The organism is Actinomadura atramentaria DSM 43919 (genome assembly GCF_000381885.1).
GTDB lineage: Bacteria > Actinomycetota > Actinomycetes > Streptosporangiales > Streptosporangiaceae > Spirillospora > Spirillospora atramentaria.
This window is the reverse complement of the sequence record NZ_KB907211.1, coordinates 572,200-589,450: the sequence shown is the minus strand read 5'-3', so window position 1 is coordinate 589,450 and position 17,251 is coordinate 572,200. Positions and strand designations below refer to the sequence as shown.

The 17,251-nt window shown below is 77.8% G+C and carries 15 protein-coding genes; 9 read left to right on the top strand and 6 right to left on the bottom strand.

Features of this window, described 5'->3' with window-relative positions; genetic code table 11:
* Window positions 1–26: 26 nt before the first annotated feature.
* On the top strand, window positions 27–713 hold the full coding sequence (locus tag G339_RS0113275; protein WP_019631573.1) for a RibD family protein: 687 nt from the start codon (window positions 27–29) through the stop codon (window positions 711–713).
* A complete protein-coding gene (locus G339_RS0113270; protein WP_019631572.1) occupies window positions 706–1,170 on the top strand; it encodes a deaminase in 465 nt (154 codons plus the stop codon). Before G339_RS0113275 ends, G339_RS0113270 begins: the two co-directional genes overlap by 8 nt.
* Before the next feature lie 23 nt (window positions 1,171–1,193).
* On the opposite strand, the gene G339_RS0113265 is transcribed toward G339_RS0113270, so the two are convergent.
* On the bottom strand, window positions 1,194–2,063 hold the full coding sequence (locus G339_RS0113265) for an SDR family NAD(P)-dependent oxidoreductase (RefSeq protein WP_019631571.1): 870 nt from the start codon (window positions 2,061–2,063) through the stop codon (window positions 1,194–1,196).
* Here G339_RS0113265 and G339_RS40845 point away from each other — a divergent pair.
* Entirely contained in the window at window positions 2,014–2,334 is a 321-nt protein-coding gene (locus tag G339_RS40845; protein ID WP_169514730.1) for an acyl-CoA-like ligand-binding transcription factor, read from the top strand. The genes G339_RS0113265 and G339_RS40845 overlap by 50 nt on opposite strands.
* 38 nt (window positions 2,335–2,372) lie before the next feature.
* Here the strand turns inward: G339_RS40845 and G339_RS33550 are convergent, their stop codons facing one another.
* A complete protein-coding gene (locus tag G339_RS33550; protein WP_019631569.1) occupies window positions 2,373–2,711 on the bottom strand; it encodes a mycothiol-dependent nitroreductase Rv2466c family protein in 339 nt (112 codons plus the stop codon).
* 105 nt (window positions 2,712–2,816) lie between these two features.
* On the opposite strand from G339_RS33550, the gene G339_RS0113250 reads away from it, so the two are divergent.
* Window positions 2,817–4,250, top strand: coding sequence for an aldehyde dehydrogenase (locus G339_RS0113250; RefSeq protein ID WP_019631568.1), 1,434 nt, complete (start codon window positions 2,817–2,819; stop codon window positions 4,248–4,250).
* A gap of 30 nt (window positions 4,251–4,280) precedes the next feature.
* Here the strand turns inward: G339_RS0113250 and G339_RS0113245 are convergent, their stop codons facing one another.
* From G339_RS0113245 to G339_RS0113235, 3 genes are all read right to left on the bottom strand, one after another.
* Window positions 4,281–5,231: an AMP-binding protein gene (locus tag G339_RS0113245; protein WP_019631567.1), complete on the bottom strand. Its 951-nt coding sequence runs from the start codon at window positions 5,229–5,231 to the stop codon at window positions 4,281–4,283.
* 74 nt (window positions 5,232–5,305) lie between these two features.
* Window positions 5,306–6,826: an AMP-binding protein gene (locus tag G339_RS0113240; RefSeq protein WP_019631566.1), complete on the bottom strand. Its 1,521-nt coding sequence runs from the start codon at window positions 6,824–6,826 to the stop codon at window positions 5,306–5,308.
* Window positions 6,827–6,927: 101 nt separating this feature from the next.
* Window positions 6,928–9,528 carry a LuxR C-terminal-related transcriptional regulator gene (locus tag G339_RS0113235; protein ID WP_026341406.1) on the bottom strand — a complete coding sequence of 867 codons (2,601 nt, stop codon included), beginning with the start codon at window positions 9,526–9,528 and terminating at the stop codon, window positions 6,928–6,930.
* A gap of 191 nt (window positions 9,529–9,719) precedes the next feature.
* On the opposite strand from G339_RS0113235, the gene G339_RS0113230 reads away from it, so the two are divergent.
* From G339_RS0113230 to G339_RS0113210, 5 genes are all read left to right on the top strand, one after another.
* Complete coding sequence (locus tag G339_RS0113230) at window positions 9,720–10,922, top strand: hypothetical protein (RefSeq protein WP_019631564.1); 1,203 nt, start codon at window positions 9,720–9,722, stop codon at window positions 10,920–10,922.
* Window positions 10,919–11,443 carry a hypothetical protein gene (locus tag G339_RS0113225; RefSeq protein WP_019631563.1) on the top strand — a complete coding sequence of 175 codons (525 nt, stop codon included), beginning with the start codon at window positions 10,919–10,921 and terminating at the stop codon, window positions 11,441–11,443. The genes G339_RS0113230 and G339_RS0113225 overlap by 4 nt, the downstream gene beginning before the upstream one ends.
* Window positions 11,440–12,099: a DprA-like winged helix domain-containing protein gene (locus tag G339_RS0113220; RefSeq protein WP_019631562.1), complete on the top strand. Its 660-nt coding sequence runs from the start codon at window positions 11,440–11,442 to the stop codon at window positions 12,097–12,099. Before G339_RS0113225 ends, G339_RS0113220 begins: the two co-directional genes overlap by 4 nt.
* Window positions 12,096–15,131, top strand: a complete 3,036-nt coding sequence (locus G339_RS0113215; protein ID WP_026341405.1) for a chromosome partitioning protein ParA — start codon at window positions 12,096–12,098, stop codon at window positions 15,129–15,131. Before G339_RS0113220 ends, G339_RS0113215 begins: the two co-directional genes overlap by 4 nt.
* A gap of 97 nt (window positions 15,132–15,228) precedes the next feature.
* Window positions 15,229–16,758 (top strand): nitroreductase family deazaflavin-dependent oxidoreductase, encoded by a 1,530-nt coding sequence (locus G339_RS0113210; RefSeq protein WP_019631561.1) that lies wholly within the window; start codon window positions 15,229–15,231, stop codon window positions 16,756–16,758.
* On the opposite strand, the gene G339_RS0113205 is transcribed toward G339_RS0113210, so the two are convergent.
* A complete protein-coding gene (locus G339_RS0113205) occupies window positions 16,755–17,249 on the bottom strand; it encodes a VanZ family protein (protein WP_019631560.1) in 495 nt (164 codons plus the stop codon). The genes G339_RS0113210 and G339_RS0113205 overlap by 4 nt on opposite strands.
* Window positions 17,250–17,251: the final 2 nt, after the last annotated feature.

Here is a 17,251-nt window from a genome sequence, read left to right as displayed (position 1 = left end):
CGCGCCGCGCCCCGTAGAGTGATCACGTGAGCGACCGCCCCTACACGCTGCTGAGCTGCGCGATGTCGGCCGACGGCTACATCGACGACGCCTCCCCCGAGCGGCTGCGGCTCTCCAGCGCCGCCGACTTCGACCGGGTCGACGGGGTCCGCGCGACCTGCGACGCGATCCTCGTCGGCGCGGGCACCGTCCGCCGCGACGACCCCAAGCTGCTGCTGCGCTCCCCCGCGCGGCGGGAGCGGCGGATCGCGCGCGGCCTGCCCGGCGACCTCACCAAGGTGACGCTGACCTGGAGCGGCGACCTCGACCCGGGGTCGCGGTTCTTCACGACCGGGGAGTCGCCCAAGCTCGTCTACACCGGGTCCGGGTCGGTCGCGGCGCTCGCGGACCGGCTGGGCGACCGCGCCGAGGTCGTCGACGCGGGCGACCCCGTCAGCCTGCCGGGCGTCCTCGCCGACCTCGCCGGGCGCGGCGTGCGGCGGCTCATCGTGGAGGGCGGCGGCGGCATCCACACGCGCTTCCTCACCGAGGGGCTCGCGGACGAGCTCCAGCTCGTCGTCGCGCCGTTCTTCATCGGAGACCCGGCCGCGCCCCGCTTCTCCGGGCCCGGCGTGTACCCGCAGAGCCCCGCGCGGCCCATGCGGCTCGACTCGGTGACCCGCATCGGGGACCTCGCCCTGCTGCGCTACCTCATCGGAGGCGCGCGTGGCTGAGCCGCCCCCCGGCACCACCGACGCCGACCTCGTCTGGCTCGAACTGGCGTGCGACCTGGCCGCGCTGTGCCCGCCGTCGGAGACCGCGTACTCCGTCGGCGCCGTCATCGTCGCCGCCGACGGGACGCGCGTCGCGCGCGGCCACTCCCGCGAGGACGACCCCCACGACCACGCCGAGGAGTCCGCGCTCCGCCGCGTCCCGCCCGGCACCGACCTCGGCGGCGCCACCGTGTATTCCAGCCTCGAACCCTGCGGCCGGCGCGCCTCGCGGCCCCGGCCGTGCGCCGAACTGATCATCGAGGCGGGCGTCCGCCGCGTCGTCTTCGCCTGGCGGGAACCCGACCTCTTCGTCGAGGCCACCGGCGCCGACCGGCTCCGCGCCGCGGGCATCGAGGTCGTCGAGCTGGCCGAGCTGGCCGAGCGGGCGCGGACCCCCAACTTGCATCTGCTGGACTGAGCGGCCCGCGTCCCCCGGCGCGTTCAGGGGGTCAGGCGGCTGTGCCGTTCGCATCTGTCCCAGACCGCGTCGCAGACGGACTCGTCGCGGACGGCGGCGGGCCAGGGGGCGCGCTCGGCCCTGGCGTCGACGTAGACGCCGGTGACGCCCTCCATGTCGGGGCTGGCGGCCAGGTAGACGCTGGACCGGGCGGGTTTGGCCAGGTCGTTCAGCAGCCGGGGGCCGAGGAACCGCAGGACCGGCGCCAGGGGCCGGTAGGCGTAGGGCAGCGCGGCGGCGGTCATCGCCTGGTTGCCCGGGGTGTGCGCGTGGCCGGGGTAAGCGACGTTGACGGTGACCGCGTCGTCGGCGAGGCGGGCGGCGAACCGGCGGCTCATCGCCATCAGCGCGGTCTTGGCGTGGTTGTACTGCGAGAACGTCCAGCCGAGGAAGCGTTTCTCCGCCTCCAGGTTGGACGGGTCGACCGGGCCGCCGCGAATCCCGCCGGTGAGGTTGACCACGCGCGCGGCCGGGGCGGCGCGCAGGAGGGGGAGCAGCAGGCAGGTCAGGGCGTAGGGCGCGAGAACGTTGGTCGCGAACGTCGTCTCGACGCCGTCGCCGGTGAGCGCGCGCGACGCGGTCATGCCGCCGAGGTTGTTGACGAGGACGTCGACGCGGTCGTGCCGCGCGCTCATCTCGGCGGCGAGCGCGCGCAGGCCCGCCAGGCGGGACAGGTCGGCGGTGAGCGCGCTCACCGCCGCGCCGCCGGCGCCCAGCTCGCGGGCGGCGGCGTCCGCGCGACGGCGGTCCCGGCCCACCAGGACGACCCGCGCCCCCCTCGCGGCGAGCGCTCGCGCCGTCTCCTTGCCGATTCCTCCGGTACTCCCCGTCACCAGAACGGTCTTGCCGCGCATCGTCGCCTCCCTGGCCCGCTTTCTTGGAGTCACGACTCCGGCGCTGCGCGCACGCCTGCACCAGAGGCGCGAGCGGATGCGCCGGCGGATCGCCGCCGCGCTGCGCGAGCGCCCCGGCGCCCGGCTCGACGAGTTCACGGCCGACCTGCTCACCGCGTGCGCGGCGGCGGCGCTGGACGCCGCGGAGCGCGAATGGCTCCGCCGCGACGCCGCGGCCGACCGGCGGGAGCTGATCGACCGCGCGTTCGCTCTGCTGGCCCCCGCGCCCTGACCGGGACGGCGCGCCCCCGCCGGTCCTGGCGCGGGTCGTCAGCCGATCTCGAAGTCCGGGTCGGGGTCGGCGCGGGGGCGGCCGCGCAGGGCGTGGAAGCCGTCGACGGACGCCGTCAGGACCACGCCCTCCCACAGGCGGCCCGCGTCCTCCCCGCGGGGGACGCGCGAGAGGACCGGGCCGGAGAACGCGAAGCGCTCGCCGCCCGCGCCGGAGACGGCGACGACGGGGCTGCTCGGCTCGGGTTCGCCGACGAGCGCGGCGCCCTCGGCGGTGGACGCGCGGACGGCGCCGTCCAGGCCGGGGTCCGGGGCCGCGTCGGCGAGGGCCGGGGGCAGCCCGGCGTCGCCGAGCGCGTCCGGGAACGTTCCGCGCATGAGACTGGCGTCTCACTCGGAGTCTCGACACTCTTGCCAATCTCCGGGGGCTCCGCGATGCTGAGATACCAAGCAAGCATTCGGTCAATTTGGAGGCACGGCGGCATGCGCGAGCACGACCGGCTGTTCATCGGCGGCGAGTGGGCCGCCCCGTCCGGCACCGGGACGATCGACGTCGTCTCGCCGCACACCGAGGAGGTCGTCGGCCGCGTCCCCGACGGGACCGAGGCCGACATCGACGCGGCCGTCGCCGCCGCGCGGCGCGCCTTCGACCACGGCCCCTGGCCGCGCATGGCCCCGGCCGAGCGCGCCGCCGCGCTCGGCCGCCTGTCGGCGATCTACGCCGAGCGGCAGCAGGAGATGGCCGACCTGGTGACCGAGGAGATGGGCTCCCCCATCCTGTTCTCGATCTTCGGGCAGGCGGCGCTGCCGCAGATGGTGCTCCAGTACTACGTGGACCTCGCGGCGGAGTTCCCGTTCGAGGAGGAGCGGGCCGGGATGCTCGGCCCGGTGACGGTGACGCGCGAGCCCGTGGGCGTCGTCGCGGCGATCTACCCGTGGAACGTCCCGCAGTTCACGCTGATGATGAAGCTCGCCCCGGCGCTCGTCGCGGGCTGCACGGTCGTGGCCAAGCCGTCGCCGGAGGCGCCGCTGGACGGGTTCCTGCTCGCGGAGTGGGTCCGCGAGGCGGGCATCCCCGAGGGCGTCGTCAACATCGTCCCGGCGGGCCGGGAGGTCGGCGCGTACCTGGTCGAGCACCCCGGCGTCGACAAGGTCGCGTTCACCGGGTCCACCGCCGCCGGGCGGACGATCGGCGCGGCCTGCGGCAGGCGGTTGCGCGCCTGCACGCTGGAGCTGGGCGGCAAGTCCGCGGCGATCATCCTGCCCGACGCCGACCTCGCCGCGACCGTCGAGGGCCTGAAGATGGCGTCGCTGATGAACAACGGCGAGGCGTGCGCGGCGCAGACCCGCGTCCTCGCGCCCCGCTCCCGCTACGCCGAGGTCGCCGACGCGCTCGCGGCGATGGTCGGCGGCCTCGCGGTCGGCGACCCCGCCGACTACGGCACCGAGATCGGGCCGCTCGCCGCGCGCCGCCAGCGCGACCGCGTCGAGGGCTACATCCGCGTCGGGCAGGACGAGGGCGCCAAGGTCATCACCGGCGGGCTCGACCGGCCGCACGACCGGGGCTGGTACGTCGCGCCGACCGTGTTCGGGGACGTCACGCCGGACATGCGCATCGCGCGGGAGGAGATCTTCGGGCCCGTCCTCGCGCTGCTCGCCTACGACGACGAGGACGACGCGGTCCGCATCGCCAACGACAGCGAGTACGGCCTGGGCGGCTCGGTGTGGACCGCCGACGTCGACCACGGCGTCGAGGTCGCCCGCCGCATCCGCACCGGGAGCTGCGGCGTGAACCTGTACGTCCTGGACCCGAACACCCCGTTCGGCGGCTACAAGGACAGCGGCCTCGGCCGCGAACTCGGACCCGAGGGACTGGCCCCGTACCTGGAGTACAAGGCCATCCCCCGGCCCGCGTAGGGGCGCGCCGCGGGCGGCGCGGCGCGCCCCCTATCCCAGCGGGACGACGATCCAGCCGCGCCGTGCCCGGCATGCGGCCAGAACGTCCTGGTCGGGGCGCCCGGTGACCAGGAGCCGGACGTCCCCGACCGGGATCTCGGCGTGGCCGAAGGCCAGCGCCCGCAGTTTGGCGGGGGTGACCACCGCCGTCGTGGCCCGGTGCCGGCCGATCGCGGCCAGCAGCGCGGGCAGGCCCGGCTCCGGCACGGCGGCGAGCGTCGCGCCGTGCAGGAGGCACAGGTCGACCAGGCCCGCCCAGGTGGGGATGGAGCAGTCCCCCGGGTGGCAGGCCAGCACGTCATCCACGCCGAGGGCCGCCGCGCCGCCGAGGCGGTGCAGGTCGGCGAGCCGCTCGGCGTGGGTGATCCCCTCCGGAGGATCGCAGAGGCGCAGCGCGAGGTCGCGCAGCGGGTCGGCGGGCGCGACGGGCTCGGGCCCCGGGTCGGGCGCGACGGGCGGCGCGCCCGCCTCGACGAGCCGCGCGAACGGCGTCGCGCCGGGGACGTTCCCGAACGCGAACACCTGCCGGACGTAGGACCGCTCGGTCGCGGCCAGCGCCTCGGCGGCGGTCGCCGCACCGGTCAGCAGGAACCGCGCGCCGCACTCGGTCATCATCGCGGCCAGCTCGGGCACGTCGGCGGTCGCAGGCAGCGGGGCGGGCACCGCGCCCGCCGCCGTCACCGCGTGGACGGCCAGCGCGTGGTCGCAGACGCCGGTGACGTGGATCGCCGCGACGTCGCCGGTGCGGACGCCGAGGCGGCGCAGCCCGGTCGCGGCGGCGGGCACCGACGCGGCGAACCGCCCGTAGTCGAGTTCGCGGTGCGGGTCGACCAGGGCGGGCCGGCCGGCGCCCCGGTCGGCGTGCTCCCGCGCCGCCGCGAGCACCGCCTGGGTCACCGTCGTCTCCGTCACGGCCGCGCGGCCGGGCTGTCCGTCGAGCATGCGCCGAACGTACGCGCGGGGTCCTCGCCACCACATCCGCAGACCTGTGTAAGAGGGTGTGTAGGTCAGCGGCGTCATGATCCGAGCCCCGCCCGCTCCAGGAGCGCCCGCCGCCGGACCCGGCCGCCGGGCGTGCGCGGGATGTCGTCGACGATGTGGACGGCGGCGACGCCCCGGCTCGGCGGGACGTGCGCGTTCACGTACGCGAGCAGGTCGTGCTCGGTGGCCTGCCCGGCGAGGACCGCGAACGCGTGCGGGACGAGCCCGAAGTCCAGGTCGGGCGCGGGCGCGACGGCGGCGTCGCGGACGGCGGGATGCGCGGCGAGGACCGCGTCGGGCTCGGCCTGCGGCTCGGGCCGTGGCCCGCCGAGGCGGCCGAGGACGAACACCCGCCCGTGCTCGTCGGCGAACGCCGAGTCCCCGGCGGGCAGCCACCGGGACGGCTCGCCGCCCGCCGGGGCGACCCGCACGCACAGCTCCCCCGGCTGGTAGGCGGACTGGTCCGCGCCGGTGGCGGGGTCCACGACGCGCCAGGACACGCCGGGCAGGCCGCGCCCCACCGAGTCGGCGGTGCATTCCTCGGCGGCGCGCAGGTTGAGGTGGGTGAGGCCGCCCGCCTCGGCGAGCCCGTACGCCTGCCGGACGGGGCAGCCGAGGCGCTGCGCGCAGGCCCGCGCCGTCCGCGCGTCCAGCGGCCCGGCGGTGACGACGACGGCGCGCAGCCGCAGCCGGTACCGGGCGACGGCCGGGTCGTAGGCGAGCATCGTGGCCTGCCCGGGGTCCAGCAGCGCGACGGTGACCTCGTGGTCCTGGAGGGCGCGCAGCAGGTCGTGGTGGCCGGTGCCGGGCCGGGCGACGACGGTCGCGCCGAGCCGCAGCGCCGGGTTCAGCAGCCCGTTGAGGCCGACGACGTCGGAGAACGGCACCCCGGACAGGACGGTGTCGGACGCGCCGATCATCCCGGCGTCCGCGACGCGCAGCAGGCCCGCGACGACCTCGGCGTGGCTGAGCGGGACGGGCCGGGGCGGCCCGCCGTCGCCGCGCGTGGACGCCAGCAGCGCCGTGTCGCGGGCCGGGTCCAGGGCCACGTCGGGCGCGGCGCCGCCGGTGAACAGGCCCATGAACGGCTCGGCGCCGCGCTCGTCGCCGGGCCCGAAGCAGAACACCCGCCGCAGGCCGGGCGTCCGGCGGGCCTGCTCGACCAGGCCGGGCCAGCCGATCAGCACCGTCGCCCCGGCCGCGTCGACCAGCCGGGCCAGCTCCGCCGCCGTCGTCGTGACGCGCACCGGGAACGGGACCGCCCCGGCGGCGGCGACGGCGTGCAGCGCCAGCGCGAACTCGGGGCCGTCGGGCACGTGGACGGCCACGACCGTCCCGGGGCCGACGCCCCGCCGGGCCAGCCCGGCCGCCGCCGAGGCGACGGCGGCGGCCAGTTCGGCGTGGGACGGCCCGCGGCCGGTGACGGCGTCGACCACCGCGGCCCGGGTCCGGGTGCGCGGGTGGCGGACGCGGTCGTCGGCCGCGCCGAACACGGCCTGCGCCATCGTCATGGTCATCGTCATCAGGGCGCCCCCGCCCACACCGAGGGAGATCATGCCGAGACGGTAGGCGGGCCCGGCCGTCCCGCGCATACTCCAGAGTGCGCAGCCGGGTGCGTATTCGGCGGCCGCACCCGTGTGTACGCATGGCCCCGGGGTCATTCCGGGCTTCCCTCCGGGATGTGGTCGACTGCCCACGCCGCCACCTGGGAGCGGGACGAGAAGCCGAGCTTGCCGAGAATGTTGGTGACGTGCCGGGCGACGGTCGCCGGACTGATCACCAGTTCCTCCGCGATGCCCCGGTTGCTGAGGCCGCGTTCGACGAGCCGGGCGATCTCCCGCTCGCGGGCGGTGAGGGTGCTCGCGGGCGTCGCCGCGCCGACCACGCCGCCGCCGGGCGGGCTGGGCGCGGGCACGAGCGGCGGGACGGGCGCGGGCTCGGCCTCCGGCTCGGCGCAGGGGCCCGCCAGCGCCCGCGCGACCGCCTCGTCCTGCGTGGTGACGCGGCCCTGGCCCCACAGCCGCGCGACCTGCGGTTCGCCGAGCCGCCGCCGGATCGGCTCCAGCAGGCCCTCCAGCCGCGCGCCGCCGCCCGCGCGCGTGCGCGGCGCGGTGTACGGGCTGGTGGTGTAGGGGCCGGCGGTGTGCGGGCCGGTGGTGTAGGGGCCGGCGGTGTAGGGGCTCGTCCGCGCGGCGGCGGGCGGTCCGGCGGAGGCGGCGGCCGCGTCCCGCAGCGCCGTGCCCGCCCCGGCGAGGACCACCGCGCCCCGGTCGTCGCCCTCGCGCGCCGCGAGTTCCGCGAACGCCAGCAGCGACCGGGCGACGTCCGCGCGGATGCCCGTCGAGCGGCTCAGCTCCAGGCTCTCGGTCAGCGCGCCGCGCGCGGCTGCCGCGTCGCCGCGCGCCAGCGCGACCCGGCCCAGCCCGGCGAGCGCGCGGGCCCGCTCGGGGCGCGCCCCGACCTCCGCCAGCGGCGGCAGCGCGGCGCGGTAGCAGGCGTCGGCCGCCGCCAGGTCGCCGCGCAGCGCCGCGACGCGGCCGAGCCCGGACAGCGCGTGCGCCGCGCCCCACTCCTGGCCGATCTCGCGCATCCCGGCCAGGCCCTGTTCGAGCAGGTCGCGGGCGTCGCGCAGGCGGCCCTGCCGGACGCGCAGCCGGCCCCGGACGAGCCGGGCGTAGGCGCGGTTCCACTCCTGCCGTTCGGCGGCGGCGACGGCGTCGGCCTCGTCGAGCCGCGCGACGGCCTCGGCGAACCGCCCGGCGGCGACGTCGGTCTCGGCGAGGGTCGTCAGCGCGACGGCCGTCATGAAGTCGTCCCCGGCCTTGCGGCACGGCTCCAGCGCGCGTTCCGCCCAGACCCGCGCGTTGTCCAGGTCGCGCGCGCCGATCGCGAGCTGGGCGCGGCCCGCGCAGCCCGGCCCGTACACGAACGCGGGCGCGCCGAGCGCGCCGACCAGGAACCGGTCGGTCATCTCGATCCACTCGCCGAGACGGCCCCTCGTGATCCAGTACGTGCGCAGCGCGGTGCAGATCCGCAGGCCCTCCTCGAACTCGCCGCGGTCCAGGGACCAGGCGAGCGCGGCGCGGACGTTCTGCATCTCGGCGTCGTAGCGCTGGAACAGCGCGACGCGCTCCTCCCACGTCGCGGGGATCTCCGCCAGCGCGATCTCGGCGTGCCGCTCGGCGGCCTCCAGGACGGCGTCGCGGTGGCGGGTGCGGACCTCGGCGTCCTCGCCCGCCGCCGAAAGGTGCTCGGCGGCGTACTGGCGGATACTGTCCAGGAGGCGGAACCGGGTCTCCCCGGCGACCTCGCCCGCGACGACGGCCAGGGACTTGTCGGACAGGGCCGTCAGCAGGTCCAGCGGGTCGTTCCCGTCCAGGCCGGTGAGGGCGGGCGGGTCGTCGCAGCAGACCTGCTCGACCTGCGCGAGCGTCCAGCCGGCGAACACCGACAGGCGGCGCAGCATCACGCGTTCGGCGTCGCCCAGCAACTCGTAACTCCAGTCGATGGCGGCGCGCAGCGTCCGCTGGCGCGGCGGCGCGGTCCGGTCGCCCGCGCTGAGCAGGCGGAACCGGTCGGTGAGCCGGGCCGCGATCTGCTCGGCCGACAGGACGCGGACCCGGGCGGCGGCCAGCTCCAGCGCGAGCGGGACGCCGTCCAGCGCGCGGCTGACCTCCCCGACCGCGTCGGTCACCGCGAAGTCGGGGCGGACCGCGCGCGCCCGCGCGATGAACAACTGGGCGGCCTCGCCGGGCTCCAGCGGCGGCACCCGGAACACCGTCTCGGCGGCCATCCGCAGCGGCTCGCGGCTCGTCGCGAGGACGCGCAGCCCCGCGCAGCGGCTCAGCAGCACCCCGGCCAGCTCGGCGCAGTCCTCGACCAGGTGCTCGCAGTTGTCCAGGACGAGCAGGACGTCGCGGCCCCCGACCGCCTCCGCGATGACCCCGGCGGCGGCGCGGTCGTCGTCCTCGGCGATCTCCAGCGCCGCCGCGACCCGGCGGCCGACCGTGCCGGGCGGCCCGTCGGCGGGCGCGTCCGCGAGGTCCACGAACCGGACGCCGCCCGGATGCGCGCCGACCAGCGACCGCGCGACGCGCACCGCGAGCCGCGTCTTGCCGATCCCGCCCGGCCCGCACAGCGTCACCACGCGTTCGGACGCCACCAGGCCGCACAGGTCGGCGACATCCCGGCCGCGCCCGACGAACACGTCGGTTTCGGCCGGCAGGTTGCTCCCGCCTGGAGGATTCTGCGTCGTCATGCGCTCAGTGGTGGACCGTGTTCCCGCGACCAGAACGTGCTTGCGCTGAGTCTGTCATCGCGGCCCGGCGATCGTCTGCAGATTCGACTGTCCGGATCAGGAACCCGCACACCCCCGGTCAGGTCCCGCGAGGTCCGAGCCGGTGGCCGGGATTCTCGTTCTGTCGGCGGGTGGGATTACGGTAGGTCGCCGTGTCCTCCGAATCCGTTCCGAGCCTGGACGACGCGCTGGCGGGCGAGGCCGTGCTCGGCGTGTACCGGCAGATGTTCGCGGCGCTCGCGCGCGACAGCGGCGCGGTCGTCGACGATCCCGTGCTCGTCGACGTCGCGGAGACGCTGCTGGCCGCGTTCGCGGACGCGGGCGAGGACGGGCTGAGCCGCGAGCAGATGCGGTACGTGTGCCGCCGCTACCCGGCCGAGGTGTTCGAGAACCGGCTGCGGGTGCTCAGGGGGCTCGGCGCGGTGCGGGAGGTGTTCCCCAAGCCGAACCAGCTCCGGTACCGGGCGTCGTTCACCAGCGTCGTCGGGCTGATGTTCGTCCGGCGGATGATGCTGGACGGCGGGCAGAGCGAGATGCACCGGCTGCTCGCGCTGGAGCGGTTGAACGTCGCCGATCCGCGCATGACGGCCGCGCAGGCGCGCGCCGGGGCGGAGGGGCTGGCGCGGGCGTTCCGGCTGTGGAGCGTCGAGCTGGTGACGCTGACGAACGGCACGATCGAGGAGCTGCGCGCGCAGGCCCCCAAGCTGTGGGGCGCGGAGGACATCCTGGCGGGCGCGGAGCGGCTGCACGGCGCGATCCTGTCGCGCTGGCCCGAGCTGGACCGGGCCTGCACCGAGCTGCGCGCCGCGCTGTACGCCTACGGGGACGCGTCGCGGCGGGCGGCGGCGCGCCTGTCGGACTCGGCGGGCCTCACCCGGAACCTGACGCTGCTGCCGCCGGAGACGTGGCGGACGTTCGCGCGGACCGCGTCCCGCGACGAGCTGGCGGCCGTCCTGGACGGGTTCGTGTTCGACGCGCCCGCGCCCTGGCACGAGCCCGCCGCCGTCGTCGCGGCCGTCGCGGACGCGCCGCGCGCGGTCCCGGCGCGGCCCGCGCCGCCCCGCGCGGCGCTGCCGGACGGCGGCCTGGCCGACCGCGCGGACGCCGGGAGCGCCGAGGCCGACCGGCTCCGCGACGTCGCCGAGCGGGTGCTGCGCGGCCGCGACCGCGCGCCCGTCGAAGCGCTGCTCGACGGCGACTGGGCGGCGGCGCGGCGGCTGCTGGCGGACCTGTCGGCGGCGCATCTGCGGCCGGAGCTGCCGTACCGCCTGGTCTGGTCGGACGGGCTCGCGGCGCGGCCGGACGCGGCCCCGGCGTGGCTGTCGTCGGGCGTGTTCGAGCGGGTGGACGCGTGAGCTGGTCGCCGCAGATCCTCGCGCGGGCGCGCGCCCGCGTGCTCGGCGCGGACGGCACGGGCGCGGCCGACCCCGCGCCGCCCGGCCTGGCCGCCGTCGCCGACGGCCCGCGCGCGTGGCTGCTGCCGTCCTGGCCGGACGGCGCGACGCCCGCGCTGCTCGAGCAGTACGAGGTCGCGCCGATGCCGCTGGACCGCGCCGGGCAGGCCCGCCGCGTCCTGGCCGCCGCGCTGCGCTGCTGCTGGACGGCGCTGGACGACGCGCCCTGGCCGGGCGAGCCCGCGCCCGTCGCGGCGGTGCTGGCGGTGTACGCGGGCATGACGCGCGGCGACGCGGCGCTGGCGGGCCGCTGGGCGACGGGCGAGCTGCGGCGGCTGGCCGACACCGGCTGGCTGCTGCTGGACGAGGCGGCGGGAACCGTCCGCCCCGGCCCGCGCACGGCGCTGTGGCGCGAGGAGTCCCTGGGCCCGCTGCGGGACCTGCTGCGCCGCATGCCCGGACCGGGGGCGGCCGCGCCGTGAGCGAGCTGTTCGGACCGCTGCTGGACGCCTACGACGAGCGGCGGCGCGCGGAGCTGGTCGCCGCGTACATGGCGGTGGAGCACGCCGCCGCGCCCGTCCCGGAGGTGCGCTTCCCGGCGCTGCGCGAGCCCGCGCTGCGCCGGACGGTCGCGGCGATGCTGGCGCTGTCGGGCCGGACGCTGATCCGGTACGGCCGCGAGTGGACGTCCGGCTACCACGACGACGTCGCCGCCGAGCTGGCCGCCGACCCGGCGTGCGCGCCGCCGCCGCAGGACCGGGCGGTGCTGACGCTGGTGCTCGTCCACGCGGTGGCGATCCCGCGCGCGGCGGGCCTGCTGGACGAGGACACCTGGCTGTCGCCGTACCCGGCGGCGGCCGACGAGCTGCGCCGCCGCTCGCAGCTCCCGGTGGGCGAGCTGGAGGCGGCGCTGCGGCGGCTGCGGACGGCGGGCCTGGTGACGCAGGTGAAGGCGGGCGCGGACGACGCGGGCGGCTATGTGCCGGGCCCGCAGTTCCACCGGCTGACGCCGGGCGCGCGCCGCCGCCTCCAGGAGGAGCTGATCCTGGCGGCGGGCCCGGACTCGCCGCTGGCCGCCGCGATCCGCGCGCGCCGCCGCGCCGCGCGCACCGCGTCCGACGAGGGGGAGCAAGCATGACGGCCGAGACGCTGCCGGGGACGGCGGCCCGGCCCGCCGCCGACGCCGAGGACGTCGTCGGGGGGCGCACGCTGGTCGCGGTGCAGGCGGTGAACATCTCGCGGCTGTCGACGCATCCGGTGCCGACGGTGCCGGGGACGCTGATCGTCGTCGCGGGCCAGGGCCCGAAGGACTCCAACGGCGCGGGCAAGTCGTCGTTCATCGCGGCGATCACGGCGCTGCTGGGCGACGAGCAGTGGCGGTTCGCGTCGGGCGCGCGGGCGGTCGCGGAGCTGCTGTTCAACGCGGAGCTGGCCGCGCAGGGCGACAGCCGGTGGGCGAGCGCGGAGCACGGCTACATCGCGGGCGTGTTCGACGGCGACGACGGCCCGCTGACGGTCTGGCTGCGGGTGAACGCCGACGCGCCGCACCTGGAGATCCGCTGGACGGCGGGCGTCCGGCTGGCGGCCGCGCCGTCCGAGGCCGAGCGCGTGGCGCTGGCGGACGGGATCTGGGCGGCGCTCCCCCGCAGCGCGGGCCGCCGCGACTTCGTCGCCAAGGACCTCGGCCGCGTCCTGTACGGCGGGCGGGTCCGGTGCGTGTCGTTCCTGTCGACGTCGGTGCGGTCGAAGGTCGCGACGAACCTGCTGTCGCAGCCGCTGAACGAGATCCCGCCGGACCGGATCTTCAGCGCCGTCGCCGCGCTGACCGGCCTGGACCGGGAGCTGGACGCCGAGCGCACGTCCCGCGCCGACGAGCACCGCGAGCGCGCGAAGGCGGCGGAGGCCGCCGAGCGGCTGGCGGCGTGGGAGCGGGACGCGGCGGCGCAGCTCCGCGCGTTCGACCGGCGCGACCGGGCGCGCGCGGCGGCGGCCGAGGCGCTGCGCTGCGCGCGGGTCCGGCGGGCGCGGCTGCTCGCCGACGCGGTCGCCGCCGACGCGGAACTCGCCGCGCAGGAGGACGCGCTGGCGGCGGAGGGCGAGCGGATCGCGGCGGCGCTCGCCGCCGCCGAACGGGAGATCGAGCAGGTCGCCGGGGACGCGCTGGACGCCGAGCTGGGCGCGGCGGCGGCCGCACTGGCGGCGGTGAAGGGCCGCGCGGACCGGCTCGGCGCGGACGTCGCCGTCGCCCGCGACCGGCTGGAGGAGCTGCGGCGGCGCGTCCCCGCGCTGGAGGACCGGCTGCGCGAGGCGGACGGCCGGGACGCGGCGGCGGCCGGGGCGGAGCTGGCGGCGGCCGAGACCCGCCGCGACGAGGCGCAGCAGGCGCTCGGCATGGCGCGCGGCGCGGTCGCGGCGGCCGAGCGGGCGCTGGCGGAGGCCGAGGCGGGCGAGAGCACCGCGCCCGCGCAGATCCGGGCGCTGGCGGCGGCGGGGGTCGCGGCGGTCGGGCTGCTGGACGCGGTCGAGCTGGACGACGCCGTCCGCGACCGGTGGGAGACGGCGCTGTGGCCGTACCGGGAGGCCGTCGTCGTCGCGGCGGACGAGCTGGACGCGGCGGTCGCGGCGCTGGCGGGCCTGCCCGGCTCGATGATCGTCCCGGCGGACGCGGGCGGCGACCCGCCGGACGGCGTCCGCTGCGCGGCCCCGCTCGCCGGGTTCTTCGCCGCGCTCGCGGCCGGCGGGCCGGGGGCGGTGGTCGTCGGCGGCTTCCCCGAGCCGGTGACGGGCCGCGTGGCGCGGGTCCGGGCGGCGCGCGCCGCGCTGGACGAGGCGTGCGCGGCGCGGGACGCGGCGGCCGGGCGCGCCGAGGACGCCGCCGCCGACGTGGCGCTGGCGGCGCGGCGGCTGGCGGGCGCGCGGGCGGGCGCGGAGCTGGCGGCCGTCCGGGACGACATGGCCGACCAGCGCGAACGCCTCGCCGAGCTGGCCGGGGAAGAGGAGCGGCTGGCCCCGGAGCTGGACGCGGCCGAACGCGAGGTGCGGCGGCGGCAGGCGCGCGCCGACACGCGCGCGCTGGAGCTGGACCGGCTGCGCGGTCGCCGCGAGGCCCGCGAGCGCGACCGCGCCCGCGTCCGCGCGTCCGCCGCCGAGCTGGCCGCCCGCCGGACCGCGCTCGGCGTCGCGGAGCTGGCGGCGGCGTGGGGCGAGCCGCGCGACACCGCCGACGCCCTGCTCGCCGGCCTCGACGCCGACGCCGCGACGTGGACGGCCGACGAGTGGTGGCGCACCGCCGAGCAGCACCTCGCGGAGGCGCTGCGGCAGGCGTTCCCCGACGGCCCGTCCGACGAGGACGCGCCCGAGGAGATCCGGTTCCTGCTGCGCGAGCGCGCCGAGGGCGAGGGCCGCCGCACCGAGCGCGAGCAGGCGACGTTCCCCCGGCTCGCCGCCGCGCTGGACGGCTACCTGCGCCACCAGGCCGACTACGAGCGGCACCGCCGCCACCAGATCGAGACGCAGCTCGCGGCCCGGCACGCCGACCTCGTCACCGCCCGCAAGGGCGCGGAGGAGGCGGCGGGCGCGGCCGACGCGCACCGGGCGGCGCTGACCGCCGCGATCCGGTCCCGGCTGCAGCGCGTCGCGGAGGAGTTCGACAAGCTCGACACCGCGTTCGGCGGCTACGGCGCGACGCTGGACTTCCCCACGCCCGAGCCGCCCGCCGACCCCGAGCAGGAGTGGCGGTGGCGGGTCACGCCGAAGTGGCGGCGCGCGGAGGGCCAGCGGTACGTCCCCTACAACCGGCGCGCCAACACCGCGCTCATGGACGAGAAGGCCGTGAAGCTGGTGTGCGCGGCGGCGCTGGCGAGCGCGGGCGGCGGGCGGCTGTGCCTGGTGCTGGACGAACTCGGCCGCAACCTCGGCAAGGAGCACCGCAAGGAGGCCGTCGCGCTGTTCCGCAAGATCGGCGAGACGCACGGGATCACGGTGATCGGCGCGCTCCAGGACGACATGGAGCCGTACGCGATCGACGCGTGCGGCCAGTACGTGAAGCTGCGCCGCTCGTCGGACGCGATGCCGTACAACGAGCCGCCGGTCGTCGTCGGCCACGACGAGCACGCCGACCGCGTCCGGCTCCTGGCCGAGCAGGTCACCGCGACCCGCCCGTCCGAGTGAGCTTGGGAGGGCCCCGACCCCGCCGATATCCTGCGCCGCACCGCCCGCCCGTGCCTCGGGTCTCCACCAACGGACGACCAAGCGTTAGGTTGTTATCGTGCGCGTCTTCATCACCGGTGCTTCCGGTTTCGTCGGGTCCCACACCGTCCGGGCGCTGGTGGACGCGGGCCACCGGCCCCGCGCGCTCGTCCGCGACCCGGCCAAGGCGGTCCGCGTGCTCGGCGCGCTCGGCATCGCCGCCAAGGACATCGAACTCGTGCGCGGCGACATGCTCGACGCGGGCGCCGTCGCCGCCGCCCTCGACGGCTGCGACGCGGCGATCCACGCGGCCGCCGCGATCGGCGTCACCGACCCGAACGGCGGCGGCGACCTGGTGTCGGTCAACGTCACCGGCACCCGCAACGTCGTCGGCGGGGCCGTCGCGGCGGGCCTGTCGCCCGTCGTCCACGTCTCGACGGTCGCGGTGTTCGTCCCGCCCCGCGCGCCCGTCATCACCGCCGACGCGCCGCTCGCCGCGCCCCGCACCGCCTACGGCCGGTCCAAGCTCGCCGCCGAGACCTACGCGCGCGGCCTCCAGGACGACGGCGCGCCCGTCACGATCGTCTACCCCGGCGGCGTGTGCGGCCCCGACCAGCCGACGCTGGACGCCCTGGTGGAGGGGCTCGCCGCCGCGCTGCGCGTCGCGTGGCCGCTGCCCGGCGGCGGCGTGACGGTGCTCGACGTCCGCGACCTCGCCGAGGCCCTCGCCCGCACGGTGACCGGCGGGAAGACGGGCGAGCGCTGGCTGCTCGGCGGCCACTACGTCACCTGGCCGCGGCTGGCGGCGCTGTGCGACGAGCTGACCGGCGTCCGCTCCCGCAAGATCCCGCTGCCCAGCGGCGTGCTGACGACGGCGGGCGCGGTCCTGGACGCCGCCCGCCGCGTCCGCCCGTTCGACTACCCGCTGACCCGCGACGCCGCCGAGTTCATGGTGCGCCTGGTCCCGACCGACGACGCGCCCGCGCTCGGCGCGCTCGGGATGACGCTCCGCCCCGTCCGGGAGACGGTCGCCGACGCGCTGCGCTGGCTGGCCGCGACCGGCCGCCTCGACCCCCGCAAGGCGGGCCGGCTCGCGCCGGCCCGAGCGAAGGAGCAGCCCATGCCCCCCAACGCCGTCCAGCGCGCCATCGGCCCGGCCGTCCGGCGGATGGCCGGGTCGCCGTGGTTCCGCCGCGTCGGGCCCAAGGTCGTCCCGCACGCGGACCGCGTCCTCAGCCGGGCGACCGGCGGCCGGTTCCTGCTGTCCCAGGCGATGGTCCCGAGCCTGGTCCTGACCGCGAAGGGCGCGGTCAGCGGGCAGCCGCGCCGCACCCCGCTGGCGTGCCTGCCCGAGCCGGACGGCGGCTGGGTCGTCGTCGGCTCGAACTTCGGCCGCGAGAAGCACCCGGCGTGGACGGGCAACCTGCTGCGCCACCCGGACGCGGGCGTGACGTTCCGGGGCCGGACGGTCCCGGTCACCGCGCGCCTGCTGGAGGGCGACGAGCGCGCCGAGGTCTGGCCACGCCTGGTGAAGGTGTGGCCGGTGTACGACCGGTACGTCGAGGCGTCGGGCCGGAACCTGCGCGTCTTCCGGCTGACCCCGCGCTAGCGGCGGCCGCGCAGCGTCCGGGACAGGCGGCGGCCGAGCACCAGGTAGGCGAGCAGGACGCCGAGGGTGTTGAGGATGACGTCGTCCACGTCGAACGCGCGGCCCTGCACGGCGAGGCCCTGCGCGGTCTCGATGACCAGCGACAGGGCCGCGCCGAGCAGCGTGATCCGAATCGGGCCGCGCAGCCGCACCGACGCGATCGGCCCGAGCACGCCGAGCGGCGCGAGCAGCGCGAGGTTCCCGCCGACCTGCCAGAACGCGTCCTTGGCGGGCCGGTCCCAGTAGAAGCGCAGCGAGCGGCCGGGATCGGTGTTCCCGCCCGCCTGCCCGTGGTCGTCGACCGGCGTGAGCGTCAGCCGGTACGCGACGTAGAAGAACACGGCGAGCCCCGCCAGCGCGGCGAGGGCGGCGAGGACGCGCAGCGCCGTGACGTACCACGGGACGCGCGCGCGGGGCTGCGGCGGCTGCTGGAGTTCGATCGTTCCGGACACGT